Origin of the sequence: Planococcus lenghuensis (genome assembly GCF_001999905.1) — a bacterium.
Classification (GTDB): domain Bacteria; phylum Bacillota; class Bacilli; order Bacillales_A; family Planococcaceae; genus Indiicoccus; species Indiicoccus lenghuensis.
In genome coordinates, this window is record NZ_CP019640.1 from 2,499,388 (window position 1) to 2,522,861 (window position 23,474).

25 protein-coding genes are annotated in these 23,474 nt (G+C 46.8%); 7 read left to right on the forward strand and 18 right to left on the reverse strand.

Annotated features, from left to right (window positions below; translation table 11 throughout):
* Nucleotides 1-31: 31 nt before the first annotated feature.
* Both B0X71_RS12825 and B0X71_RS12830 read right to left on the reverse strand, forming a co-directional pair.
* Entirely contained in the window at nt 32-1,066 is a 1,035-nt protein-coding gene (locus B0X71_RS12825) for a TAXI family TRAP transporter solute-binding subunit (protein ID WP_077589790.1), read from the reverse strand.
* Between the two features lie 195 nt (nt 1,067-1,261).
* Complete coding sequence (locus B0X71_RS12830) at nt 1,262-1,855, reverse strand: phosphatidylglycerophosphatase A family protein (protein ID WP_077589791.1); 594 nt, start codon at nt 1,853-1,855, stop codon at nt 1,262-1,264.
* A 107-nt stretch (nt 1,856-1,962) separates the two neighbouring features.
* Between B0X71_RS12830 and B0X71_RS12835 the strand changes: the two genes are divergently transcribed.
* The 3 genes from B0X71_RS12835 (at nt 1,963) to B0X71_RS12845 (ending at nt 3,708) form a co-directional block, all read left to right on the forward strand.
* Nucleotides 1,963-2,685, forward strand: coding sequence for an alpha/beta hydrolase (locus B0X71_RS12835; protein WP_077589792.1), 723 nt, complete (start codon nt 1,963-1,965; stop codon nt 2,683-2,685).
* A 75-nt stretch (nt 2,686-2,760) separates the two neighbouring features.
* The gene (locus B0X71_RS12840; protein ID WP_077589793.1) at nt 2,761-3,279 is read left to right on the forward strand and encodes a YjcG family protein; all 519 of its coding nucleotides are present in this window, start codon (nt 2,761-2,763) and stop codon (nt 3,277-3,279) included.
* A complete protein-coding gene (locus B0X71_RS12845; protein ID WP_077589794.1) occupies nt 3,280-3,708 on the forward strand; it encodes a GNAT family N-acetyltransferase in 429 nt (142 codons plus the stop codon).
* 121 nt (nt 3,709-3,829) lie between these two features.
* On the opposite strand, the gene fabI is transcribed toward B0X71_RS12845, so the two are convergent.
* Together fabI and mgtE are read right to left on the reverse strand one after the other, a co-directional pair.
* Nucleotides 3,830-4,600, reverse strand: a complete 771-nt coding sequence (gene fabI / locus B0X71_RS12850) for an enoyl-ACP reductase FabI (RefSeq protein WP_077589795.1) — start codon at nt 4,598-4,600, stop codon at nt 3,830-3,832.
* 77 nt (nt 4,601-4,677) lie between these two features.
* Nucleotides 4,678-6,051: a magnesium transporter gene (gene mgtE / locus B0X71_RS12855; RefSeq protein WP_077589796.1), complete on the reverse strand. Its 1,374-nt coding sequence runs from the start codon at nt 6,049-6,051 to the stop codon at nt 4,678-4,680.
* A 78-nt stretch (nt 6,052-6,129) separates the two neighbouring features.
* On the opposite strand from mgtE, the gene prpE reads away from it, so the two are divergent.
* Nucleotides 6,130-6,870: a bis(5'-nucleosyl)-tetraphosphatase PrpE gene (gene prpE, locus B0X71_RS12860; RefSeq protein WP_077589797.1), complete on the forward strand. Its 741-nt coding sequence runs from the start codon at nt 6,130-6,132 to the stop codon at nt 6,868-6,870.
* Here prpE and B0X71_RS12865 read toward each other — a convergent pair.
* Genes B0X71_RS12865 through B0X71_RS12880 form a run of 4 tightly spaced genes read right to left on the reverse strand, consistent with a single transcriptional unit; the run spans nt 6,861 to nt 9,622 of the window.
* On the reverse strand, nt 6,861-7,742 hold the full coding sequence (locus B0X71_RS12865; protein WP_077589798.1) for an RluA family pseudouridine synthase: 882 nt from the start codon (nt 7,740-7,742) through the stop codon (nt 6,861-6,863). The two genes, prpE and B0X71_RS12865, sit on opposite strands and share 10 nt — an antisense overlap.
* Nucleotides 7,742-8,545: an NAD kinase gene (locus B0X71_RS12870; RefSeq protein ID WP_077589799.1), complete on the reverse strand. Its 804-nt coding sequence runs from the start codon at nt 8,543-8,545 to the stop codon at nt 7,742-7,744. Before B0X71_RS12870 ends, B0X71_RS12865 begins: the two co-directional genes overlap by 1 nt.
* Nucleotides 8,542-9,219 carry a GTP diphosphokinase gene (locus B0X71_RS12875; RefSeq protein ID WP_077589800.1) on the reverse strand — a complete coding sequence of 226 codons (678 nt, stop codon included), beginning with the start codon at nt 9,217-9,219 and terminating at the stop codon, nt 8,542-8,544. The genes B0X71_RS12870 and B0X71_RS12875 overlap by 4 nt, the downstream gene beginning before the upstream one ends.
* A 13-nt stretch (nt 9,220-9,232) precedes the next feature.
* Nucleotides 9,233-9,622, reverse strand: coding sequence for a UPF0738 family protein (locus tag B0X71_RS12880; protein WP_077589801.1), 390 nt, complete (start codon nt 9,620-9,622; stop codon nt 9,233-9,235).
* A gap of 135 nt (nt 9,623-9,757) precedes the next feature.
* Here B0X71_RS12880 and B0X71_RS12885 point away from each other — a divergent pair, with 135 nt between their 5' ends.
* The 3 genes from B0X71_RS12885 to B0X71_RS12895 all read left to right on the forward strand — a co-directional run bounded on the left by B0X71_RS12885 (nt 9,758) and on the right by B0X71_RS12895 (nt 11,640).
* Nucleotides 9,758-10,336: a CYTH domain-containing protein gene (locus B0X71_RS12885; RefSeq protein WP_077589802.1), complete on the forward strand. Its 579-nt coding sequence runs from the start codon at nt 9,758-9,760 to the stop codon at nt 10,334-10,336.
* A gap of 111 nt (nt 10,337-10,447) precedes the next feature.
* Nucleotides 10,448-10,846: a globin domain-containing protein gene (locus tag B0X71_RS12890; protein ID WP_077589803.1), complete on the forward strand. Its 399-nt coding sequence runs from the start codon at nt 10,448-10,450 to the stop codon at nt 10,844-10,846.
* The gene (locus tag B0X71_RS12895) at nt 10,843-11,640 is read left to right on the forward strand and encodes a DsbA family protein (RefSeq protein WP_077589804.1); all 798 of its coding nucleotides are present in this window, start codon (nt 10,843-10,845) and stop codon (nt 11,638-11,640) included. Before B0X71_RS12890 ends, B0X71_RS12895 begins: the two co-directional genes overlap by 4 nt.
* Before the next feature lie 276 nt (nt 11,641-11,916).
* Here the strand turns inward: B0X71_RS12895 and B0X71_RS12905 are convergent, their stop codons facing one another.
* The 10 genes from B0X71_RS12905 to opp3b form a co-directional block, all read right to left on the reverse strand.
* Nucleotides 11,917-12,825 (reverse strand): metallophosphoesterase, encoded by a 909-nt coding sequence (locus B0X71_RS12905; protein WP_077589806.1) that lies wholly within the window; start codon nt 12,823-12,825, stop codon nt 11,917-11,919.
* Nucleotides 12,826-13,046: 221 nt separating this feature from the next.
* Nucleotides 13,047-14,855, reverse strand: a complete 1,809-nt coding sequence (gene pepF / locus B0X71_RS12910; RefSeq protein ID WP_077589807.1) for an oligoendopeptidase F — start codon at nt 14,853-14,855, stop codon at nt 13,047-13,049.
* A gap of 57 nt (nt 14,856-14,912) precedes the next feature.
* A complete protein-coding gene (locus B0X71_RS12915; RefSeq protein WP_198038591.1) occupies nt 14,913-15,980 on the reverse strand; it encodes a competence protein CoiA in 1,068 nt (355 codons plus the stop codon).
* A 248-nt stretch (nt 15,981-16,228) separates the two neighbouring features.
* The gene (mecA, locus tag B0X71_RS12920) at nt 16,229-16,879 is read right to left on the reverse strand and encodes an adaptor protein MecA (protein WP_077589809.1); all 651 of its coding nucleotides are present in this window, start codon (nt 16,877-16,879) and stop codon (nt 16,229-16,231) included.
* Nucleotides 16,880-17,125: 246 nt separating this feature from the next.
* Nucleotides 17,126-17,521 carry a transcriptional regulator SpxA gene (spxA, locus tag B0X71_RS12925; RefSeq protein ID WP_164474933.1) on the reverse strand — a complete coding sequence of 132 codons (396 nt, stop codon included), beginning with the start codon at nt 17,519-17,521 and terminating at the stop codon, nt 17,126-17,128.
* 373 nt (nt 17,522-17,894) lie between these two features.
* Nucleotides 17,895-19,100, reverse strand: a complete 1,206-nt coding sequence (locus tag B0X71_RS12930) for a putative glycoside hydrolase (protein ID WP_077589811.1) — start codon at nt 19,098-19,100, stop codon at nt 17,895-17,897.
* A gap of 241 nt (nt 19,101-19,341) precedes the next feature.
* Entirely contained in the window at nt 19,342-20,280 is a 939-nt protein-coding gene (locus B0X71_RS12935) for an ABC transporter ATP-binding protein (RefSeq protein WP_077589812.1), read from the reverse strand.
* On the reverse strand, nt 20,273-21,334 hold the full coding sequence (locus B0X71_RS12940) for an ABC transporter ATP-binding protein (RefSeq protein ID WP_077589813.1): 1,062 nt from the start codon (nt 21,332-21,334) through the stop codon (nt 20,273-20,275). Before B0X71_RS12940 ends, B0X71_RS12935 begins: the two co-directional genes overlap by 8 nt.
* A gap of 18 nt (nt 21,335-21,352) precedes the next feature.
* On the reverse strand, nt 21,353-22,372 hold the full coding sequence (gene opp3C, locus B0X71_RS12945) for an oligopeptide ABC transporter permease (protein ID WP_077589814.1): 1,020 nt from the start codon (nt 22,370-22,372) through the stop codon (nt 21,353-21,355).
* Nucleotides 22,372-23,307, reverse strand: coding sequence for an oligopeptide ABC transporter permease (gene opp3b / locus B0X71_RS12950; protein ID WP_077589815.1), 936 nt, complete (start codon nt 23,305-23,307; stop codon nt 22,372-22,374). Before opp3b ends, opp3C begins: the two co-directional genes overlap by 1 nt.
* Between the last annotated feature and the right edge of the window lie 167 nt (nt 23,308-23,474).

The following is a 23,474-nucleotide window of genomic DNA, read 5'->3' on the forward strand; positions in this document are numbered from 1 at the left end:
CCATGGCCTTATCGCCTGTCATCAATCCAGCTTATTCGCCGAGCACTTCATCGAAATAGAGCTGTGCTCCTGGATGCACATCGATGCCAACGCCATCCAACGCAGTTTCCGCATTGATCAGCGCCGCTTTCGCGTGTGTGATTTCATCCGTGTTTTCATAAATCGCTTTAGTTGCTTCATAAACGAAATCTGCAGAAAGTTCTTCTGAGACCACCATCATTGCCATGACGGATACTGTCGGCACTTCTTCCGTCAGACCATAAGTTCCTGCAGGAACTACGTCATTCGCATAGTATGGGTACTGCTCGATTAATGCTTCCGCCATATCGGCTTCAACCGGTACGATAACGACATCCGCAACTGCGTTCAAGCTTTCCACTGCGCCGGTCGGTGTACCTGAAGTGATGAAGGCTGCATCAATCTGGCCTGCCTGCAGGCTCTCCTGCGATTCGCCGAAATCCAGGTTCTGGGCTTCGATATCATCAAGAGTCAGTCCGTGGACTTCTAGAAGCTGTTCAGCATTGGCTGCTGTACCGGAGCCCGGGGCACCAATCGAGATACTTTTGCCTTCAAGATCATCAAATGATGTGATCCCTGAGTCCGCAGTTGTAACGAGCTGGATTGTCTCCGGATACAAGACGCCCATTGCCGCGATATCTTCTACAGCTCCGGTTTCTTCAAACATCATCAAACCTTCAGAGGCATAGTAAGCGATATCCGTCTGTACAAAAGCCATTTCAGCATCACCGTCTGCAAGTGCCGCTACGTTTGCAGCAGAAGCCTGAGAGGATTCAGCTGTAACATTGACGCCTGTCGCTTCTTCAATGATCGCTGCCATTGCGCCGCCGAGCGGGTAATATGTTCCGGTTGTTCCGCCGGTCAGAATACTGACGAATTCAGGGAATTCCGCAGCTTCCTCTTCCACCACTTCTTCTTCAGCACCTTCTTCCACCACTTCTTCTTCAGCGCCTTCTTCCAGCGGTGTCTCTTCATCGCCGCATCCAGCCAACAGCACAGATCCAGCGACGGCAAGTGATGTAATCATTCCGAACTTTTTCTTCAACATGCATTTTCCCCCTTCATATTGAATGTTATGTAGCTTCTGTTAATCATACCATGCCATTCACTTTCCATGTCAATTACATTTTACCTAATAGATAAAACTATTGATTTTTCCGAAAAAATAATTATCAAAAATGAAACATGGCCGCAAAAAAACAGCGTTTTTTGGAAATGCCAGGATTTATACTTTTTCCAACCCCTACATTTCTGCGCCTTTTACGTTTGTTTCCGGTGCAGTATCATCCGGATCCACATCTTCAAACGTCCGGCCCTGTTCTTCCAGGTCTCTTGTCCGGTGCGCAATGCGGGAAGATGCACAAGCGGTGACACTGGCCACGAGATCGTCGAGGAAGGTATGGACACCTTCGCCGTGTTTAGTATCAAGTTTATGGATGATGCCGACTTTATTTTTATCCAGATGGCCAAACGTGGTGACTGCAATGCTTCCGTACGTCAGGACAGCACCAAGCCCGATCATTTCGTCCACTCCGAACAGCCCTTCATCCGAATCGACAATTTGCTGAAGCGGGCTCGATAACTTGCCCTGTTCCGCAAGTTCATCAAGTTCGATGCCGACAAGCAGGGCATGTTGTACTTCCCGTTTCATCAGCACGCTCTCAACGGATTCAATGCAGTGCTGCATCGTCAGTCCATTATTATACGGGACCTGCATTTCAAACACGATTTCCGCAATATCTTCAACTGTGACGCCGCGCCTCTCCAGAGCAGTGTGGGTCGCTTTTGTCACTTCATCCGAATGCACCCGCATTTTTCTTCCATCTTGCTCTTTCATTTTTAAAAAACCCCTTTCCTCTGCCAGACTTATGCAGCTTCTATAATTATACCTTGTTCTATCAGTATGTTACAATTTTCATAAAATCCAAACCGGGAGGATGACAAATGGAACGAGGCGTTATACAGGAAGTCGCACTTTACAGCAACGAGTTACAGGAAGAAATGGAATTACTCATTTACGTTCCTGCCAATTACTCCCCGCTTTATAAGTATACAGTCATTATCATGTCCGATGGCCGGGATTATTTTCAGATGGGCCGGGTTTCCCGGACAGCAGATGCGTTGCTGGAAACCAACGAGATCGAGAACGTGATCCTGGTCGGGATTCCTTATAAGAGCGTTAAGGACCGATGGGAAAAGTATCATCCGGATGGCAGCCAGCATGCAGCTTATGTCCGGTTTCTGGCACATGAAGTCGTTCCTTATCTGGATCGGGAGTATCCGACTTACCAGATTGGCAATGGCCGCGCATTGATGGGTGATTCTCTTGCAGCCACTGTTTCATTGCTGACAGCCATAAAATACCCGAACAGCTTCGGCCGTGTCATCATGCATTCACCGATGGTCGATGAAACGGTCCTCGAAAAAGTAAAGAGTTTCACAGAACCGCATGCTTTCTCCATCTATCATGTGATCGGCGAGGAAGAAACGGAAGTGCCGACTACCCAAGGCGGACGGGAAAATTTCCTGGAACCAAACCGGACGCTGCATCAATTGTTGGAACAAAAAGGATTTTCATCATTTTACGAAGAGTTCGCAGGCGGACATACGTGGAAGTACTGGCAACGGGATATGGAACGCGCATTGCGTCTGAACTTCGGCCAATGACCTGTTCACCATCCACCAGCTATATTTGCTATAATGAAAGCGCGAGTAATGATTCAGATGAGGAGGTCATCAGTTATGAAGTATGGCGTTGCAGCATTTCCATCAAAAGAAATGCAGGATATTGCGAATTCTTACCGGAAGCGGTATGATCCGCATTATGCCAAAATCACCCCACATATGACGCTGAAAGATGCGTTCCGGGCAGACGATGCGAAAATTAAAGAAATTGCCATCGAAATCGAGAAGGTTGCAAAACGGCATTCGCCGTTCATGATGCATGTAACCAAGGTGAGCTCATTTGCACCTGTTACGAACACGCTATATCTTAAAGTGGAACAGACACCTGAGCTCATGAGTCTCCATGAAGACCTGCATTCCGATTTCTTCGGAGGGCCGCCGCAATTCCAGTATGTACCGCATATCACGATTGCTCAGCAGCTGTCAGATTCAGAGCATGCTGATATCTATGGCCAGCTTAAAATGGCCGGCATGGATCATAAAGAGACCATTGACCGCTTTCATCTGCTGTATCAGCTGGAAGACGGATCCTGGCAAGTGTATGAAACATTCAGACTGACAGGAGAGAAATCCTGAGTGCTGAAACTGAAGGTTGCTGAAACATCACTGGAAAAAGAACAGGCTTTTGACGTGCGGAGACGGGTGTTCACCGATGAGCAAGGCGTTTCACCTGACATTGAGTTTGATGAGTGGGACAAAACCGCTGTGCATTTTATCGGCTATAATCTTCAGCAGCCGATTGCAGCGGGCCGGTTGCGGATTATCGAACAGGGCATCGGTAAAGCGGAACGGATCTGTGTCCTCCCCGAATTTCGGGGACACGGAATCGGCGCCATGATGATGACTGAGGCAGAAGAATATGCACGGACTCAAAAACTTCATATTGTACGGCTCAATGCGCAGGTTCATGCACTTCCCTTCTATGAGAACCTGGGTTACACGACCGTTTCAGAAGAATTTCTGAGTGCAGGAATTCCGCATAAGACAATGGAAAAAACGCTATAAACCACTCAACCCGGACTGCAGGCAGTCCGGGTTTTTGTGCAGTTTAATTTGGTATTTCTACGAAAAAAAAGCACCGGAAAAATCCGGTGCCTGGATTGAAAGAAATGTCTTGCTGATTTCCTTAAAGAATATGATAGCCGCTGTCCACATGAATGACTTCGCCCGTAATGCCCCGGGACATCTGACTGAACAGGAACGCGGCTGTGTCGCCGACTTCTTCCGGTGTCGTGTTGCGGTGCAGTGGTGCTTTTTCTTCAATTTCCTTAAGAATCGTGTTGAAATCGCCGACGCCTTTTGCTGATAATGTGCGGATCGGTCCTGCTGAAATGGCATTGACCCGGATATTGCTCCGACCGAGATCATGGGCCAAGTAACGGACAGACATCTCCAGTGACGCCTTGGCGACACCCATCACATTATAATTCGGCATTACACGTTCCCCGCCGATATACGTCAGTGTCACAATGCTTCCGCCTTCTGTCATGAGCGGCTTTGCATGCTTCGCGATGATTGTGAGTGAATACGATGAAATGTTTTGTGCAAGCAGAAATCCTTCCCGGGAAGTGTCTGAGAAATCCCCTTTGAGTTCTTCTGTCTTTGCAAATGCGATGCAATGTGCAAGACCGTCGATTTTTCCGGCTTGCTCCCCGATTTGGCTGAAACATCTTTCCACGTCTTCGTCACTGGTCACGTCACATGGCAATGCCAGCTCATGATTCCCTTCTAACGTATCAACGAGATCCCGGACCGGTTTTTCAAACCGTTCTCCTGCATATGTAAAAATCAAGTTTGCCCCCGCAGCGTCCAGGGAGCGCGCAATCCCCCATGCGATACTGCGCTTATTGGCCACGCCCATGATGACAAATGTCTTGCCGGCTAATGAAATAGTCATTTTATTCTCCTCCTGCCTTTTTTATTACCTGGTGCTAATATTACATGATAAAAAAGAAAAGTGCAATTTGCACTTTTCTATAAGTCTCCCAGAAACAGTGTTGCCAATCCCAGGTAAATAACAATACTGATAATATCGTTCAGCGTTGTGATGAATGGCCCGGATGCCACAGCCGGGTCGATTTTCATACGGTGAATCAGCAGCGGAATGAAAGACCCGGCCAGCGTCGCCACGAAAATAGAACTGAAAATAGCCGCACCGACAAGCAGTCCGATCAGCAAATCACCTTTCCAGAAATAAACGAGCAAAATAACAACAGTGGCACAAGCAAGGCCCGTAATGAGCCCTGTCCCCGCCTCTCTGGCCAGCAGTTTCAATTTGCTTTCTTCTTCAATATCTCCTGTTGCAATTCCGCGGACCGCAACAGCTAGCGCCTGCGTGCCGCTATTGCCTGCCATCCCTGCAATCAGCGGGATGAACACAGCCAGCAATGCCACTTGATCAAGTGTTTCTTCAAACAGTCCCATCAGGTTGGCTGTAATCATTCCCAGAAACAAGAGAAGCACAAGCCAAGGCAATCGCTTTTTCGCTGCCGTGAGCGGTCCCCGGTCGAATGTCTCCATATTGGAAACCGCCGCAAGTTTAGAGTAGTCATCTGACGCTTCTTCTTCAATTACATCGATGACATCATCAACCGTGATAATGCCGAGGAGATGGTGCTGGAAATCGACGACCGGCAAGGCCAGGAAGTCATAATCGCGGATCATGCGCGCCACTTCCTCCTGGTCTTCACTGACTGATACACTGACTACTCGTTCATTCATGATGGAACTGATCAGTGTGTCTTCATCTGCAATAATCAGATCCCGGAGCGTGATGATCCCGGACAATCGCTTCTCTTCGTCAATCACGAACACATAATAAATCGTCTCGGCGTCAGGCGCTGCATTCCGCAAAATATTCATTGCAGAACGGACCGTGGAGTTCTTCGGGATGGCAACGAATTCCGTTGTCATAATGGAGCCGGCTGTATATTCCTCATAATGAAGCAGATCTTTGATTTTCTGTGCCGCTTCCCTATCCATGATGGTCAGGTAACTGACGACTTGTTCTTTATTTAATTCATTTAGAATATCAACTGCATCATCCGTATACATATCAGCAAGCAGATCGGCTGCGTAATTTGCATTCATCTCTCTGAAGTATGCTTCGTACTGGTCATCATCCAGCTCAATTGCTTCGTAGATGTCCGCCATTTCGTCCGGAGATAAATACTGGTAGAGCAGCTGCCGTACATCCGGATCTGCCTTCACATAAAAAACGGACTGGTCGTATGGATGATGGGATAAAAACTCTTCCCGGAACGCCTCGACTTCCCGCCGTTCCAGCAAATCCATCAGGAGTTCCTCGTCCAGTTCACGCCCCTGTGCTGTAATTTGTTCTTCCGCCATCAGCTGCTCCCTCCTTTCGGCTCCATCGATTTGTTCTTTCTCTTCAATACGATACACTAAGAACAGAGGTGAGAAAAGATGAAAGTAGATGTAATCGGTGATATTCACGGCTGTTTTGCCGAATTGAATCAGCTTATTGAAAAACTCGGATATAAAGCAAGCCTGAATGGCACATACCGGCACCCGGCAGGCCGGCAGCTCGCATTTGTCGGAGATGCACCGGACCGCGGCCCGGACTCCCTTTCCGTCCTCCGGCTGCTGTTCAGTATGCAGGATGCCGGCAATCTCTCCTACTCTCCAGGCAATCACTGCAATAAGCTTTACAGGTACTTTCTTGGAAACCATGTTCAGATTGCACACGGACTAGAAACGACCATAGCGGAATGGAAAGCACTGCCGCTCAAAGAACAGGAAATCTTCCGCAAGCGTTATAAGAAGTTCTATGAGGCTTTACCGCTATATCAGCAGTTTGACAATGAACTCGTGGTGGCGCATGCCGGGATACGCGAGAATATGATCGGACAGCCGATTTCGAAAAAAATCAGTTCGTTTGTGCTTTATGGCGATGTTACCGGAGGTTTCCATCCCGATGGCCGTCCCGTCCGCCGGGATTGGGCGAAACACTACAACGGAAAACAGTGGGTGGTGTATGGCCATACCCCGACCTCCGAACCATACTTTATGAATCGCACGGTCAATATTGATACCGGCTGTGTATTCGGAGGCGCCCTCTCAGCATTCCGCTATCCCGAAAAAACCATTGTTTCAGTTCCTTCCCGGCAGCCGTTCGAGCCGGACCGGTTCCATCATTATGTTTGAAGGAGATGCTTCATATCTGAAGGAAGCGGCGAAGAGAATACAAAAGGTTCCCGGCTGACCGGGTGGATGAAGGTAAGGCGGGTGCAGTGGAGTGCCTGCCGGTCAATCAGCTCTGTCGGCCCTCCGTATAAATCATCCCCCAGCAACGGATAGCCTGCATGCGATAAATGAACCCGGATCTGATGGGTCCGGCCGGTGCCAAGCTGCAGGCCGACATGCGTATAATTCGGATAACGATTCAGCACTGTTACTTCAGTATGCGCATGCTGGCCGTCAGCGCGGACTTCCCGTTCAATGATAGAGCCGGATTTTCGACCGATCGGTGCTGTAATCGCCCATTCGCTTCTAAGAGGCGTTCCATGGACCAGCGCCTCATACTGCCGTTTCATCTGCCCGTTCTGCTGTTCCTGGGACAGCACATGATGAATGTGACGATTCTTTGCAATACAGACGAGGCCGGATGTATTCCGGTCCAGACGGGTTACGACATGGATTGTCGCAGGTGTTCCCGTCTTCTCGAAATGAGCTGCAACAGCATTTGCAAGCGTGCCAGCCGGATGGTCGCGTGAAGGAATTGTACTCTTGCCTGCCGGCTTGTCTGCAATAAACACTGCCTCGTCCTCGTATACGACAGTTAGCATGGCTTCTTCTGCCAGCAGCCCCGGACTCCGTTCCTCCAGTGGAAAAACGACAGTTACGCTGTCTCCGCAATTCAGTACATGACGCACCGTCTGCGCACAGCCGTTCACCAGGAGCTGGCCTCCTTCAAACTTAACAGCTGACAGCGTCCGTTTTGATATGCCCCATTCCGCCAGTGCTTCCCGAAGCAGCTGGCTTTTTCGGGCTGTAAATGTCAGCTGAAAAGGCTGCATTAATGTTCACTGCCTTCGATGAATGAATCATGCACCCGTTCCCAGAACGGAAATGGCCGAAATCTGGCGAAACGGACTTTCTCTTTTGCTACATCATACTCGATTGCCGTTACATTCTTATGCAGCAGATGCAGGTGGTCGACTGTAATCATGAAATCCTGTACCTTCGCCGGTTTCAGAACGCATTGGTGATGGGCAGGCAACACCAGTGATGAACCCACCGTTCGGAATACACGGTTATTGATCGATGCCATTTCTGTCAGCTGCATGGCCTGAAGTGATGGATGAATGATCGCACCGCCCAGCGCTTTATTGTACGCTGTACTGCCGGATGGGGTCGACATGCAGAGGCCGTCTCCTCTGAAACGCTCGAAATGGTCCCCGTTTAAGAAGACGTCCATAACAAGGGTGACGTCCGGTGATTTTACAGTCGATTCATTCAACGCCAGGTACCGGGCAGAAGCATTTTCCTGTTCACATACCACATTCACTTCAAGTAATGGGTATTCAATTACCTTATATTCTTTTTTAGCAATGGATAGAACCAGTTTTTCAATTTCAATCGGCTTCCAGTCGGCGTAGAATCCGAGATGGCCTGTATGTATGCCGACAAAAGCGACCTGGTCCAGCTGATCCCGGTACTGATGAAATGCATGCAGCAATGTTCCGTCACCGCCGATGGACAGGACCACGTCCGGAGCCGCTTCATCCCAGCTCATACCGAAGTCCTCCAAATATCCTCTTGCTGTTGCAGCCAATTCGTTGGACAATTCATCACTTCTTGATTGGATATAGAATTTCATGCGTCAGTTCGTCCTCCTTCGCGCTTCGAGGAAAATCGGGATCCCGGCGCTTCTTTAAATTCACTGAAATAAGCCTGTGCTTCTTGTATCTCATGCCGGATCAGCGACATTTCCTCATCCAGCCGAAATGCTGCTTCTGCTGCTCCCTGCAGCCGGCGCTGAATCTCCTCAGGGAACGCACCTTTGTATTTATAATTCATCGAATGTTCGATTGAGGCCCAAAAATTCATTGCCAGCGTCCGTATCTGGATTTCGACAAGGATCTTCTTTTCTCCGTCGATGGTCTGCACAGGATATTCCGCAATGACATGATATGAACGGTAGCCGCTCTGCTTCTTATGGGAAATATAATCCTTTTCCTCGACAATATGCAGGTCTCTCCGCTGACGGAGCAAATGCACGACCGTCTCAATATCATCAACAAACTGGCACATCATGCGCAAACCGGCAATATCCTGCAGTTCATGTGCCAGCCGGTCCGAAGGTTCGAACGGGATTCCTTTTTCCAGCGATTTGTCATAAATACTCGGAAGAGGCTTTACCCGGCCGGTTACAAACTCAATCGGTGAATTTTGGTTTTCTGTTTCAAATTGTCCCCGCATGCCGCGGAATTTCACTTTCAGTTCGTCCACAGCCTGCTTGTAAGGTGCCAAAAACTGTTCCCACTGTCCCATCACCCGGTCCTCCTCACTGTCCCCGGCGCCGAAAAGCCACTGCTTCCCGGAACAATTCCCTCTCCTCTGCCGGGAACGCCGTTTCTGTCTGATCTGCGCTGTCCAGAAGTCGCAGGAGCTCTTCATGGAACTGCAGCAGCGGAATGGTCTGATTTCCCCAGACGATGGATGGCAGCCGATCCTGCTGCAGCGCAACGGCTAATGCGTGGTTCCATTTCCGTTCAAAGCGCACATACACCGCTTTTTTTCCTGTACTCAGCCGGTAAATGATTGCGCCGTTTTCCGGATCCGCCGTCATTTCACCGGTTGCTTCCAGCAATTGGAACGGCTCTTCTTCATTGATATAGAACCGGCTCTCCAGTTCATCATGCTTAGCTGACGAAATATCGGCAAACTTGTGCATCCGATCCTCTCCTTTTCCAGCTGCTTCACTTATCGTTATTTTAGCACAGCTTGCCTTTCGTTGCAGATTGCGAAAAGTTAGCTGATAATGAAAGAGTGTTCACAGCACGGAATCCGCAAGACTGGAGTGATAAATGTGACAAAAGAGCTTGAGATCGAATATAAAAATATGCTGACGAAAGATGAATATCAGCGATTGCTCTCCCATTTTAATTTTACCTATCAGGAAGCCCATGTACAGGTGAATCATTATTTCGATACCCCAGACGGCCAATTGCGCAAGCAAAAATGTGCGCTCCGCATTCGCCAGACCGATAAAGAAATTGAGTGCACATTAAAAACCCCTGCTCCCGATGGGAATTATGAAATCACCGACGAATTAACTGAAGAACAGGCAGCTGCCATGCTGAATGGTGAGGGCTTTTTTGCCCCCGAGGTGACTGAAACACTGGAATCGCTCAATATTGCCCCTGCAGATCTCCAGCCCTTTGGCACACTGACAACCCGGCGGCTTGAAGCGCCACATGAAGAAGGACTTCTCGTCTTTGACCATTCTGAATATGGAACCGAGGAAGATTACGAGCTTGAGTATGAAACAGAAGATGCAGTGAAAGGTAAAGAGCGGTTTGAACAGTTTCTGAAGGAACATCATATTCCGGCCCGGCCGGCTGATAAAAAGATCGCCCGGCTGGTCAAATACCTGACGCGGGACTGATTTGGATGCCGGATTGCTTATAAGCGATCCGGATTGCCGGTCGATATATTTGTGAAAAACTGCAAGCGTTGATAGAATGAGTACACAGGTTGAAGCAAAGGAGATTGTTATATGACTGAGAAACCGATACTTCCGTACGAGCAGATTGGTGCGGAAAAACTGTCACAGCTGATCGACGCTTTTTATGCACGCGTCGGCAAGCATCCGAAGCTAAAGCCGATTTTTCCAGATGATTTATCTGAAACTGCCCGTAAGCAGAAGCAGTTTATGACTCAATATTTAGGCGGGCCGAATCTCTACTCCGCCGAACACGGACATCCGATGCTGAAGGCACGCCATTCACCCTTTCCGATTACTCCGGAACGCGCACAGGCCTGGCTGGAATGCATGAGCGATGCAATGGATGAAGTCGGATTGGAAGGAAAGTTCCGTGAAGTCTTTTACCAGCGGCTTGTCATGACGGCTCATCACATGGTGAATCGGCCAGACGAAGAGGAGGTGTGGAGTTGAATTATCAGGACCCATCTTTTGATGTTGTTCCGGCTCCCGACCCAAAAAAACGGCTGGAGCTTTATGTATTTGTGAGTCCACTTTGCGAAAAAAGCTGGAAATTGCAATCCGTCATCCGCAAATTACAGATTGAATATGGCACTTATTTTACAGTACGAACCGTATTGGCCACCAAATTGACCGCTCTAAATACGGTCGGTTTCGAAAAAACAGAGCAGAAGAACAGTTCGACTCACCCTGTGCTCGCTTCAGTTGCCATCAAAGCAGCTGAACTTCAGGGCAGACGCGCTGGCAGCCGGTTTTTCCATAGTCTTCAGGAACATTTATTCCTGAAAACGAAAGATGTTGCCTCATATTCAATTTTGCTCGATATCGCTGAAGAAGCGACACTGGACTTAGATGAATTCCAGCAGGATTTCCATTCCGCTCAAGCAGCAAAGGCTTTTCAATGTGATATGCAGATTACTCGTGAAATGGAAGTCGATGTTGTTCCAAGCATTGTATTCTTTAATGAAAACATTGAAGATGAAGGAGTCAAAGTCGCTGGTCTTTATACGTATGATATTTATGAAGCTGTTCTAAAAGAAATGCTCGGCAAGGTGGAACCAAAGCGACAGGATCCTCCGCCGATGGATGAACTCTTTAAAAAATACCAAACTCTTGCGACGCGAGAAATCGCCTCGATTTATAATATTCCGGAACAGCTGGCTGAACGGGAACTGAAAAAACACCTTCTTCAGCAGAAGCTGACCTGCATTGACCATCCCGAAGGTACACTCTGGAAAGTGAAATAAGAAGAACTGCAGCCAGGAGTTTATTCCTGGCTGCAGTTCTTTTTTGCTGAAACAAGCTGATAAACGAAGAAAAGCTTCTTCCTCTCGGAAAGAAGCTTTTCTTCTGTTATTACACAAAGGGGATGGGAGAAATGTTCACGCTCAAACAAAGGGGTGTATGTTTGCTTGTGATTTATTTCACACCTTAAATTTATCATACTATAATTGTTAATGCAATATTTCACAAACGATTTCACAGTTTCGCCATATCCGGCCAGATTGACAATCATAGTTTTTCTATTCTGCTGCATTCAGTGTAAAAAACGTCAGTTCCGGTTTAGCATTGAATCTGATCGGCACCGCACTCATACCGATGCCCCGATTGATATAGAGCCGGTTCCCTTCAGCTCCATAATCGCTGTCTGCCCATCCGTCTATATGGACTGGCTCTTCTGAAGTCAATGCTACCCAAGACCATTGCGGCAGTCCTGGCAGGCTGATCTGTCCGCCATGTGTATGTCCCGCAACAGCCAGCGGTGCTGAATCTACCGGAATTTCTTCAAAGGAATTCGGATTGTGCATCAGGGCGACCCGCGGCGCTTCATCCGGTATTTCTTCGAATGCTGCAGCCGGCACATCTTCCTCTGCCCACTCTGAACCAATTCCTGCGATATAAAGCCCGGATTCCCCATCAGCAAGGACTGCGCCTTCTGCATCAAGTGCAACAGCTTCGTTATGGAGCACTTCAATACCCATATCTGCCAATGCATTCCGAAGCCTCTCCACTGTTTCAGGCGATGGGTTCCCTTCTTTTTTATCCAGTCCATAATCATGATTGCCAAGTACCGTATAGACTGGAATATCAGCTTCTCCAATCGGGCGCAGCACCTCGACGGCTTGTGCCACTTCCGCCTCTGATTGGTCTTCAGGATGATAGATAAAGTCACCGAGTATCAGGACAGCCGCCGGATCCCGGTCGACAATTTTTTCAACGGCTTCTTCGACAGTACTTTTATTATCCAGCCACATGCCGACCTGGAAATCTCCGAACACTGCGATTTCCTGCCCTTCCCATTCAGCAGGCAAGTTAGGAATTGCAGCTTCTTCTTCTTCTACATCTAAAAGATATGGTTCAATCAATCCATAAATTAGGAAAGCAGCTACCGCTATCACAATAGCTATCAATACCGTTTTCCACGTTTTCATCTCATTTCCTCCTTAATTCAATGCGCTTACTACCTGAATTTCCCCTGTATGGACCTAGTTAAACACCAAGTCAGTCAGCAGGCCAAAAGGACTACGTCTCTTTTTGACCTTCCATAAGGCCTGGACAACAACCTCTCTCGGCCTCTTATTACGCTGGTAAAAACTGAAAAAGACTGCAGTTCTCCCTGTTTAAGACGGGATAAACTGCAGTCTTATTTCTATTATTGTTTTGCCAACAGACTTTCCAGTTCATTCAGTTTTTCTTCAAACACTTTGCATGCCTGCTCAATCGGTTCAGATGAGGTCATGTCTACTCCGGCCGCTTTCAGCACTTCAATCGGATAATCTGAACTTCCTGCTTTCAGGAAATTATCGATGTACCGCCTGACAGCCGGCTCTCCTTCTTCAAGGATCTGCTGGCTTAAAGCTACAGCAGCACTGAAGCCGGTTGCATACTGGAACACATAATAATTATAGTAGAAATGAGGGATACGGGCCCATTCAAGTCCGATCTCTTCATCGATGAATGCTTCTTCACCGAAATACTTCTTGTTCAGTTCATAATAGACCTCAGTCAGTTTATCGGCTGTCAACGCTTCTCCATTTTGATCCATTTGATGGATCACATGCTCAAATTCAGCGAACATAGTCTGTCGGAATACGGTTCCGCGGAAGCCGTCCAGCCAGCGATTCAGCAAGTAAATATGTTCCAGGTCGTTATTCGTTTGTTCCATAAGATAATCATTCAGCAATGCCTCGTTGCAAGTAGATGCCACTTCTGCTACGAAGATGGAATAATTCCCATAGACGTATGGCTGGTTCTGACGGGAATAATAGCTGTGAACGCTATGTCCGAACTCATGGGCAAGCGTAAACAGATTTTCAATATTATCATGCCAGTTCATCAGGATATAGGGATTTGTTCCATAGGCGCCTGAAGAATAAGCGCCGCTGCGCTTTCCTTTTGTCTCCACGACATCCACCCAGCGATTGGTGATTCCTTCTTGCAGGATACCGCTGTAGTCCTCACCAAGAGGCGCGAGTCCTTTAAGCAACATTTGCTGCGCTTCTTCATATGGGGTGTCCATTTTCACTTCTTTTACTAAAGGAGTGTACATATCATACATATGGACGGCATCCAGTTCAAGAACTTTTTTACGGAGTGCGACATAGCGATGCAGAAGCGATAAATTGTCATTCACTGTTTCAACTAAATTATCGTAAACGCTCTCCGGAATATGGTCGGCCGACAATGCCGCTTCCCGGGCTGAACGGTAATTCCGGATACGGGCAGTGATGTTATCCCTCTTCACCGTACCCGAGAGCGTTGAAGCGAACGTATTTCGGAAGTTTCCGTATGTTTCATATACTGCTTGGAAAGCATCCTGTCTGACACGGCGGTCTTCGCTTTCCAAAAAGCGGACGTAGCTGCCGTGTGTCACCTGGACTTCCTGGCCGTCTTCACCGGTAATGACCGGGAATTCGAGATCGGCATTATTCAGCATGCCGAATGTCTGTGCGGGAGCTGCAGCCACTTCGCTCATCTGGGCCATCAGTGCTTCCTGATCGGCCGGTAATACATGCGGACGGAGTTTATTCAGTTCCTCCAAAGACTGGCGGTACATCTGAAGACCTTCATGGCTATCCACAAACTCATTCAGTGCACTCTCATCCAATGAAAGAATTTCAGGTGTCAAAAACGACAGGGAAGCACCGGTCTTGGCGAGCAGTGAATTCATCCGGCTGTCCAGTGCCTGATAATGGGCATTGGTCGTGTCCTGGTCATAGCGCATATGCGAGTATGTATAAAGCCGGTGAAGTCGCTCTGACACCGCATCGCGGTATGTAAGCACTTCAAGAAGGGCATCCGCACTCTCAGTAAGCCGGCCCTGATAGGAGTCCGCCTGTTCCACCATTGCACTGACTTCTTTAAACTCAGTCTCCCAATCCGCATCTGTTGCAAAAATATCCTCAAGTCTCCAGGTCAGTTCTTCAGGGACTTCTTTACGTGTTTTTACTTTATTGTTCATCTTTTGTTCCTCTCTTCCTGTTCGTTGAATATCCATCCTCCCTTATTTTCTCAACCTTCAATATGTTTTGCAACTTTGAGAAAACAGGAATGCAGCCATATCTTCTTCAGAATCCGTGTCTACCAATTGCTGATAAGCCAATGCATATTGTTTGATTACGCGTTTTGCAGTCTCTTCATCGCCCGCTGCAATGCTGATTCTGCCGGAATTTACCAGAAATTCTTCATTAAAATCCCCTTCTATGACAAGCAGCTGCCAAAGAACTGCGTGCATCCGGAAAACTTCTGCATATTGAATCGGCACACCCAGGAATGGAGGCAGCTGTTCAACATTGTACCGCATTTTGTAAATCACCCGCCAAAATGGATCCTTTAAGTGCCGGCTGCCGAATTTGCGGGCTCGGACAAGGCGGTCGCGCTCTGAACGGAACAACAGGCAGATTTGCCGAAACTCCTCCTTGTTTACCGGCCGTGCCCGGGCAAATGGAAATATCTGCTGACTAGCAGGGAGTGATCTCACTTTTCCTGCCCACCGATTCCCGCCTAAATAGAAAAGATTAGAAGCATAGCAAAACATGTCCCGGTCCGGATCAAAGAACAGTACGCAGTTTTGCTGTTTTAGTATCGCCTGTTCAAATACTCTTAGCTTTAGTGCTTGGACTCCTTCTGAAACAGGTGCGGCAGTCCCTGAAATCCAGCAAGGAGTAAAGCCGGCTTTCCGGTAACCCGCTGTCCTTCTCTCCACTTCTTCAGCCGGAATCGGGCTGCATTGATATTCAACTGCATAGGTATCACTGATTAGGAGATCAGCACGTTGAGCAATCGGCTGAATATATACTTCAAGCTGACAGGAAAATTTTCTGCTGGTAAAAAAGGAATGGAGCTGATGTTTGCCGGATAAATGTTTTGGGGATTCAGGTTCACTTAATGATGCACAAAGCGAATGATGCTGATGTGCGAAATGGGGAATTTTCACACTGCCAATCTTCAGGAGGAGTTTTTCGTTGCATAGCGGGCAAAAAAAATATCGGGTCTGTCTCAACCGGTGAAGTTCCGTACGGCTTATCGTTTTTGTCAGGATGATCAATTGATCGTCCTGCGTCTTTGCGGTCAGTATACTAATCACTCTCCTTTTCCGAATTATATGGGAAAGCATTCCACTGTCGCAACCGGAAACAGCCCAATCAAAAAACAAGTCAGATTTTAATATAGACGGAGCAAAAAACTATCTATAAATAATGCACTTTCCTTTGGGTCACCTTGCACAGAGCCCTGTGTTCTGATTACACAGCTGCCTTGTGTCTATACAAAAAAGGCATTTCCGAATGAGAGTCATTCGGGAATGCCTTTAGAAGCTATTTGCTGTGAAACAGCTTAGCCGAAATAATATTCGGTATTGGTCAGTGCATGGTCGGCAAATATTTCTTTGCCGTATTCCTGCAGCCGGTGAATTGTAGTCATTGAACCGTCCAAATGCTCTGAAATGATGCTGACATAATTCTGGACATCTTCATCAGAGTGGATGATTTCGTCAAAACTGACATACAGATAGTACTTACCTTCAAAGAAATAAAGCTTGGAATCCAGCTGAACGTATTTCAGGTTCCTGGCAACCGGTACAAGTTCCTCTACCTCTGAAAGAACGAATGTATAATCCAGACGGCCGGCTGTGTGCTGGTCGAACATGGCATCATAATCGTCAAATTCCGGATTTTCTTCGCCCATGAACATTTTACGGCGCTCTTCCAATTCTCCCGGAATGTCCATTTTTTGTCCGTCTTTCGTCAACTGGGCTTTGGTCACAGTCACTTCAAGTCCTTTGTCCATTGCCTGAACTTGAATCCAAAGCGGACCTTCCATCTCGAAATCTGCTTCCTCGTGCACTTCGTCCATCATTTCCCAGAAAAGCTCTTCGCTTTTTTCCTTGTTAAACCATATTTCATCGCGGGTAAAGCCCCGTTCTTCTACATCGACATAGGAAATGTAAAACTTTACTGTATTGTCATTCACGCGCTCAATGTCCATTTTACATCTCTCCTCTCGAAATGGACCAGGAGAAACGGTGTCTCCAAAGCCGCTCCGTTGTAAATCTCTTGTTGTTTTCTTGTTGTTTCTCTGCTTCCCCGTCTGCCGGCAAACTAAACAGTTTTTAGGAAAGTAAAGAGATTTTAACCTAATTTCCGGTGAGTTGCAACTAAACAGGATAGAAAAAAGCTGCCGGATTTAGTGTATGAGTTTCCAACAGATCCGGTCAGCTTTTGGTTATTTATTCTAATTCACCATGCGCTGCGCTTCAAGCAATTGATACGCTCTTACTTTGCGCGGCAGGAAACGGCGGATTTCATCTTCATTGTACCCGACCTGCAACCGTTTCTCGTCCATGATGATCGGACGGCGAAGCAGACCCGGATGTTCCTGGATCAGTTCGTACAGACGTTGCAGAGGCAAAGATTCCAAATCAACATTCAGTTTTTGGAAAATCTTAGACCGGGTGGAGATGATTTCGTCGGTTCCATCCTCTGTCATCCGGAGGATCTCTTTGATTTCACTGATCGTCAATGGTTCAGAGAAAATGTTTCGTTCTGTATATGGAATGTCATGTTCTTCAAGCCAGGCCTTTGCTTTTCTGCAAGATGTGCAACTTGGTGAAGTAAATAGTGTTACGATCACTGCGGACACTTCCTTTCGGATTCGGGAAACTGTATTTATTTCCAGATTAGAATCACTTTAATTTAGAAGTCTAACATCATTATACAATAAAACCAGTCAAGTTGATACAATATAATCTAAAAAAAGTGAAGCTCCATGCGAATTCATTACGGCAATTATCTTGGCTGTCACTGACGCTTTTAGTAATACTCTCAAGTGGTATTAATTTACCCTTGAACACTGAAAAATAAACTGTTTTCCAAAAAAAATATTCTCAATTACGAATTTCTTTTTGAAAAATTTCTTCCTTATATAGTACGTTCCAGACAGGCAATAGTTTCAGAAAACAGCAAAAAACCGCTCTGTTTTCAGAGCGGCCGTTTCAATTTGATCAAGGGGTATAGTCGACTCCATTTGTGTACTTATTTCCGGCATTCCATAACAAGTACTCATTGATTCCGTTATCTTTCAACGCTTTAATCTGCGCTTCCACTTCCTGCGGGCCATAGACTTTGTAATTCCCTGAACCAAGATAAGACGCAGTGAAGTCCTGGATCCATGGCCGTGATACCGGCGGATTCTCCAATTCGGCAATCCGTGCGCTTTCAGCTTCCGCATAGCCATCGATCAATTCATAAGGGTACAAGTCCGGCTTATCAAGGCCAAAAGAAGGTCCCCAGTGACTCGGATAAATCATCGCCGAAATCACATCTACATTCTCAGAAATTTTAGAGAAGTTCTGTCCGATATTCGGCTCCTCAGGTACCATAGCTGCATAGCCGAATATATCCACAGATACATCGACACCATACGGCTCAAGTCGTTCTTCCGCATAGGCAACGAAATCCGTCACTGCCTGTACCCGGCTCTGGACTGAATCTAAGTCGGATTCCTCATAGTCCCCTCTGGAATAGGTCAGCTCCTCGTCCATATAGCCGAACCCTTCAGGAAAACGCACATAGTCGAACTGGATTTCCTGAAATCCCATTTTAGCGGCTTCTATCGCAATCTGGACGTTATAATCCCATACTTCTTTCATATACGGATTGACGAATGCCTCTCCGCGTCCATTCTTCCACACTTCTCCCCCGGCTGTATAAGAAAGCTCCGGGCGGCGTTCCGCCAGTTCTGTATCCTTGAATACAACAATACGGGCAATCGGATAAATCTCCCGTTCTTCCATTTCCTCTAACAGCGAACGCGGATCAGCGATATACGGCTTGCCGATGTCAAACTCTGCAAGTTCCGATCCTTCTTCCGGCTCATACGTTAAATGGCCGAAATCATCTTTAATATCAATAACCATTGCATTAAGATCAGTCGACTCAACATAATCGGCCAGCTGACTGAACCGGGCACCTCCAGCTGAATGCCCCGTCAGGAAAATTCCCCGGACTGCATCAGGATATGTAAAATCCAAACCGGAATCATAATAAAACAGTTTCGTAGCAGCTACGAGTTCAGGGTTGATTGGAAAATTACTATATGCACGGAGGGCGAAATCTTGCACATTCGCCTGCTCAGCAGCATGCACTTGCGGTACAGCTAGTACACCAGCGGCGATGACAGCAGCAGATACTTGTTTCAGCCATTTCATGTCTTGACAGCACCTCTTCTCAGTATTCTATTCATTTTAACAAGTAACCAAATGAAAGGAAAGGATTTATCGGATGAACCACCGATATGCTTTCTCTTGAGCTGTAAACGGATGATTTCCATACATAACACACATCCCTTGCGACACCCGGTTTACGTTGTCAAACAAAGCCACAGAGACCGATGTTTTCGGATCTCTGTGGCTTGGGTGTTGCTTGGAAACTTATTTATGGTTATGTGATTCAGAACGTGGCTTTTTCCTGTTTTAACGATTCGAATTCCCGTTCAGAACAGAATACATAATGCCCCGATGTCACTTCGCGCATGGCAATCTCTTCACCATCTTCGTATTTGTGTACAGCAGGATCATATGACTTCCGTACGCGGTTCCGTTCATAGTCCGGATCCGGAAGTGGAATTGCAGACAGGAGTGACTGGGTATACGGATGAAGCGGGTTTTTGTACAGTTCATCTGCCGGAGCCAATTCAACAAGCTTGCCGAAATACATAACGCCAATCCGGTCAGAGATATACTTAACCATGGACAGATCATGGGCGATGAACAAATATGTCAGCCCTTTCTGCTGCTGGAGTTCTCTCAGCAGGTTAACCACCTGCGCCTGGATGGATACATCAAGAGCAGAAATCGGTTCATCGGCAATGATGAATTCTGGATCAACAGCCAATGCACGGGCAATGCCAAGACGCTGCCGCTGCCCGCCAGAAAATTCATGCGGATAGCGATTGGCGTGTTCTTTGCTGAGTCCGACAGTCTCAAGCAGATCATGGACCATTTCTTTTCGGTCTGTCTGATTTTTGGCAAGACCATGGATATCAATACCTTCTGCAATGATGTCCATAACTTTCATGCGCGGATTAAGAGAAGCGTAAGGATCCTGGAAAATCATCTGCATTTTACGGTTAAATTTCTTCAAGTCTTTTTTTGACTTTTTTCCATGGACGTTCTCGCCATTGAAGTATACTTCGCCTGCGGTAGCATCATAGAGGCGGATAATAGTCCGCCCGGTTGTTGATTTACCACAGCCAGACTCACCTACCAGGCCGAGCGTTTCACCTTTGTATATATCAAATGTAATATCATCAACTGCCCGGACTTCATTTGCTTTGTCTTTATTGAAATACTGCTTCAAGTTTCGAATTTCCAACAGCTTTTCAGACATTTACTTTGCCCCCCTCATAGTAGCGGCTTCCCGGATAACTCTTCATTCGTTCAATGATCATCGTTGGCGGCTCCACTTGTGGTGCATCGGGATGCAGAAGCCATGTTGCTGCATAATGTGTATCACTGACCTTGAAGAAAGGCGGTGATTCTTCGAGGTCGATTTGAAGGGCATAATCGCTTCGAAGAGCAAAAGCATCTCCTTTAGGCGGTGACAGCAGATCGGGCGGTGTACCTGGAATTGCATACAATTTCTCATCCGCAGTATCAACAGACGGCATGGAGCTGAGGAGCCCCCATGTATACGGGTGCTGTGGATTATAGAAAATCTCATCCACCGTACCGATTTCTACAATTTTCCCGCCATACATAACGGCTACCCGGTCAGCAATATTAGCAACAACGCCAAGGTCATGGGTGATAAAAATGATCGATGTATCAATTTTTTTCTGCAAATCTTTCATCAATTCCAGGATTTGCGCTTGGATGGTTACATCAAGTGCGGTAGTCGGCTCATCAGCAATCAATATTTTGGGATTGCAAGCCAAAGCGACTGCAATGACGATCCGCTGACGCTGACCACCGGAAAACTGGTGAGGATATTGCTTCATCCGCTGTTCAGGATTCGGCATACCAACCATCCGCAGAAGGTCAACCGCAATCCGTTTCGCTTCTGCCTTTCCGACTTTTTGATGTTTTAGAAGCGGTTCAATGATTTGAGTACCGATTTTCATTGTCGGATTCAGCGAAGTCATTGGATCCTGGAAAATCATTGAGATATCTTTTCCTCTGATTTTTTGCATTTCTTTATCTTTCAGCTTTGTCAGATCACGTCCGTCAAACAGAATTTCTCCACTCTTGAATTCAGCAGAGTTTTCAGGCAAGAGACGCATGATCGATTTAGTTGTGACAGACTTACCGGAACCGGATTCCCCCACAATCGCCAGCGTTTCTCCCTTATAGAGATCAAAATTCACGCCACGGATCGCTTTTACTTCACCAGCGAACGTATTGAAGGAAAGCTCAAGATCCTTAACTTCCAGAATTTTTTCCATTGTCTGCTTCCCCCCTTATTAATCTTTCATCTTCGGATCGAGCGCGTCACGCAGCCCGTCACCGATCAGATTAAACGCAATCATGATGATACTCAAGACTATTGCAGGATAGACCAGAATATGCGGCTGGAATTCAATCAGTTTATACCCGTCATTAATCAGTGTTCCAAGTGAAGCTTCCGGTGCCTGCAGCCCCAGACCGATAAAGCTTAGAAACGCTTCAAAGAATATGGCATTTGGAATGGTAAACATCGTGTTGATGATGACAATCCCAAGAATATTCGGCAATAGATGTTTCCAAATAATCCGTGTATTGCTGGCTCCCAGTGTTTTCGAAGCCAGAACAAACTCTTGGTTTTTAAACTTGAGGATTTGTCCGCGGACAACCCGGGACATACCGATCCATCCGGTAATCGTAAGAGCGATGATGATCGCTGTAATCCCAGGATCCATAATCATGATCATCAGGATAACAACAACCAAGTTTGGAATTCCGATCAGGATTTCGACAATCCGCTGCAGAACATCATCAATGCGCCCCCCGAAATAACCGGAAATACCGCCATAGACGATACCGATGCCCATATCGATGATTGCAGCCATGAAGGCGATGAAGAGAGAAACTTGCGTTCCTGCCCAGACCCGGCTGAACATGTCACGTCCCAGTCCATCTGTACCTAACCAGTAATTGACTTCAACGTTTTTCATTTCATATAAATCGACTTCCTGTCCGCCGAGTGTACCGACGCCGTCAAATAACGGAAGAAATTCAAGTCCACCGACTTTAGGCGGCAGGTTGGCGTGCGTGATTGTCTGCTGGTTCGGATCGAACTGGCCGATATGTGGTCCGATGATCGACATGATCAAAATCAAAAGGAAAACAACCAGTGAAACTACGGCCCCTTTGTTTTTACGCAGTCGTCTCCAGGCATCCTGCCAGAAGTTCAGGCTTGGTTTTGCGATTTTCTCTGCTTGAGAAGGGTCAATGGTTACCCGCTCAAACACTCCCTTTGGAAGTTGTTCAGGATGTTGAGTCATTAATCTTTACCTCCAGACAAACGGATTCGGGGATCGATAATTCCGTAAAGAATATCCACCACCAGAATGATGAAAATCAGGAACGCAGAGAAGAAGAGTGTCGTACCCATGATGACCGCGAAGTCATTAACTGTAATGGCTTTGACAAACTGCTCGCCGATTCCGGGTATAGCGAAGATTTTTTCAATAACAAGAGAACCTGTCAGAATAGCAACAGCTAAAGGTCCAAGTACGGTAACAAGCGGTATAAGTGCATTCCGAAAAGCATGTTTGAATGCAACTTCCGACCGGCTGGCTCCCTTGGCTCTTGCTAATGTAATATAATCAGAACTTAGCACTTCAATCATTTCAGTTCGAATGAAACGGGCTGCAACAGCAAGCGGCGACATTGCAAGCGCAATAGTCGGCAAGACACTCGACATGAAGCCATCATCCCAAAGTGCAACCGGGAACCAGCCAAATTTCATACCAAACCAGTACTGCAACCCAGCAGCAAACACGAATGACGGTATGGAGATCCCGAGAATCGCTGCGAATGTGCTGGAATAATCAATCCATGAATTCTGTCTCAATGCTGCAATCATTCCCAGTAAAATACCGATGAATGTACCAAGAATCATTGCCTGAGCACCAATTTGGAATGACGGCCCAATCCGGTCAAGTAGAAGAGTTGTTACTTCCACACCCATGAACTGATTAATTGAAACGCCTAGATCGCCTTGCAAAAGACCAGTTATATACTCAAAGTACTGAACGGGCAGCGGTTTATCCAATCCATACTTTGCCAATACGATTGCCTCTTGTTCTGGGGACAGTTTTGAAGCGGCAGCAATTGGGGAACCAGGCAGAATTTTCATCAAGAAAAACGTGGCTGTCGCAATAAGATACAGCGTGATTAACATATAAATCAACCGCTTAGCAATATACTTTAACATTGTTGCACCTCCTGAAAGTTACTTCTATTATACAAGCATTCTTTTTGTTTAAAAAGAGGTTCTTCCGCTTTTCTAAATATATGTTCAAATTTTTAATGCGGTCATTTAATTTTCTGTGAATTTTTCTCCATTAGAAAAGAGAGTATACCGCGTAAACCTGCGATATA

Coding starts and splice junctions, on each gene's coding strand:
- B0X71_RS12825 (WP_077589790.1), bottom strand. CDS start 1,066: ATGTTGAAGAAAAAGTTCGGAATGATTACATCACTTGCCGTCGCTGGA.
- B0X71_RS12830 (WP_077589791.1), bottom strand. CDS start 1,855: ATGAAAGAGCAAGATGGAAGAAAAATGCGGGTGCATTCGGATGAAGTG.
- B0X71_RS12835 (WP_077589792.1), top strand. CDS start 1,963: ATGGAACGAGGCGTTATACAGGAAGTCGCACTTTACAGCAACGAGTTA.
- B0X71_RS12840 (WP_077589793.1), top strand. CDS start 2,761: ATGAAGTATGGCGTTGCAGCATTTCCATCAAAAGAAATGCAGGATATT.
- fabI (WP_077589795.1), bottom strand. CDS start 4,600: ATGACTATTTCATTAGCCGGCAAGACATTTGTCATCATGGGCGTGGCC.
- mgtE (WP_077589796.1), bottom strand. CDS start 6,051: ATGGCGGAAGAACAAATTACAGCACAGGGGCGTGAACTGGACGAGGAA.
- prpE (WP_077589797.1), top strand. CDS start 6,130: ATGAAAGTAGATGTAATCGGTGATATTCACGGCTGTTTTGCCGAATTG.
- B0X71_RS12865 (WP_077589798.1), bottom strand. CDS start 7,742: ATGCAGCCTTTTCAGCTGACATTTACAGCCCGAAAAAGCCAGCTGCTT.
- B0X71_RS12870 (WP_077589799.1), bottom strand. CDS start 8,545: ATGAAATTCTATATCCAATCAAGAAGTGATGAATTGTCCAACGAATTG.
- B0X71_RS12875 (WP_077589800.1), bottom strand. CDS start 9,219: ATGGGACAGTGGGAACAGTTTTTGGCACCTTACAAGCAGGCTGTGGAC.
- B0X71_RS12880 (WP_077589801.1), bottom strand. CDS start 9,622: ATGCACAAGTTTGCCGATATTTCGTCAGCTAAGCATGATGAACTGGAG.
- B0X71_RS12890 (WP_077589803.1), top strand. CDS start 10,448: ATGACTGAGAAACCGATACTTCCGTACGAGCAGATTGGTGCGGAAAAA.
- B0X71_RS12905 (WP_077589806.1), bottom strand. CDS start 12,825: ATGAAAACGTGGAAAACGGTATTGATAGCTATTGTGATAGCGGTAGCT.
- pepF (WP_077589807.1), bottom strand. CDS start 14,855: ATGAACAATAAAGTAAAAACACGTAAAGAAGTCCCTGAAGAACTGACC.
- mecA (WP_077589809.1), bottom strand. CDS start 16,879: ATGGACATTGAGCGCGTGAATGACAATACAGTAAAGTTTTACATTTCC.
- B0X71_RS12930 (WP_077589811.1), bottom strand. CDS start 19,100: ATGAAATGGCTGAAACAAGTATCTGCTGCTGTCATCGCCGCTGGTGTA.
- B0X71_RS12935 (WP_077589812.1), bottom strand. CDS start 20,280: ATGTCTGAAAAGCTGTTGGAAATTCGAAACTTGAAGCAGTATTTCAAT.
- B0X71_RS12940 (WP_077589813.1), bottom strand. CDS start 21,334: ATGGAAAAAATTCTGGAAGTTAAGGATCTTGAGCTTTCCTTCAATACG.
- opp3C (WP_077589814.1), bottom strand. CDS start 22,372: ATGACTCAACATCCTGAACAACTTCCAAAGGGAGTGTTTGAGCGGGTA.
- opp3b (WP_077589815.1), bottom strand. CDS start 23,307: ATGTTAAAGTATATTGCTAAGCGGTTGATTTATATGTTAATCACGCTG.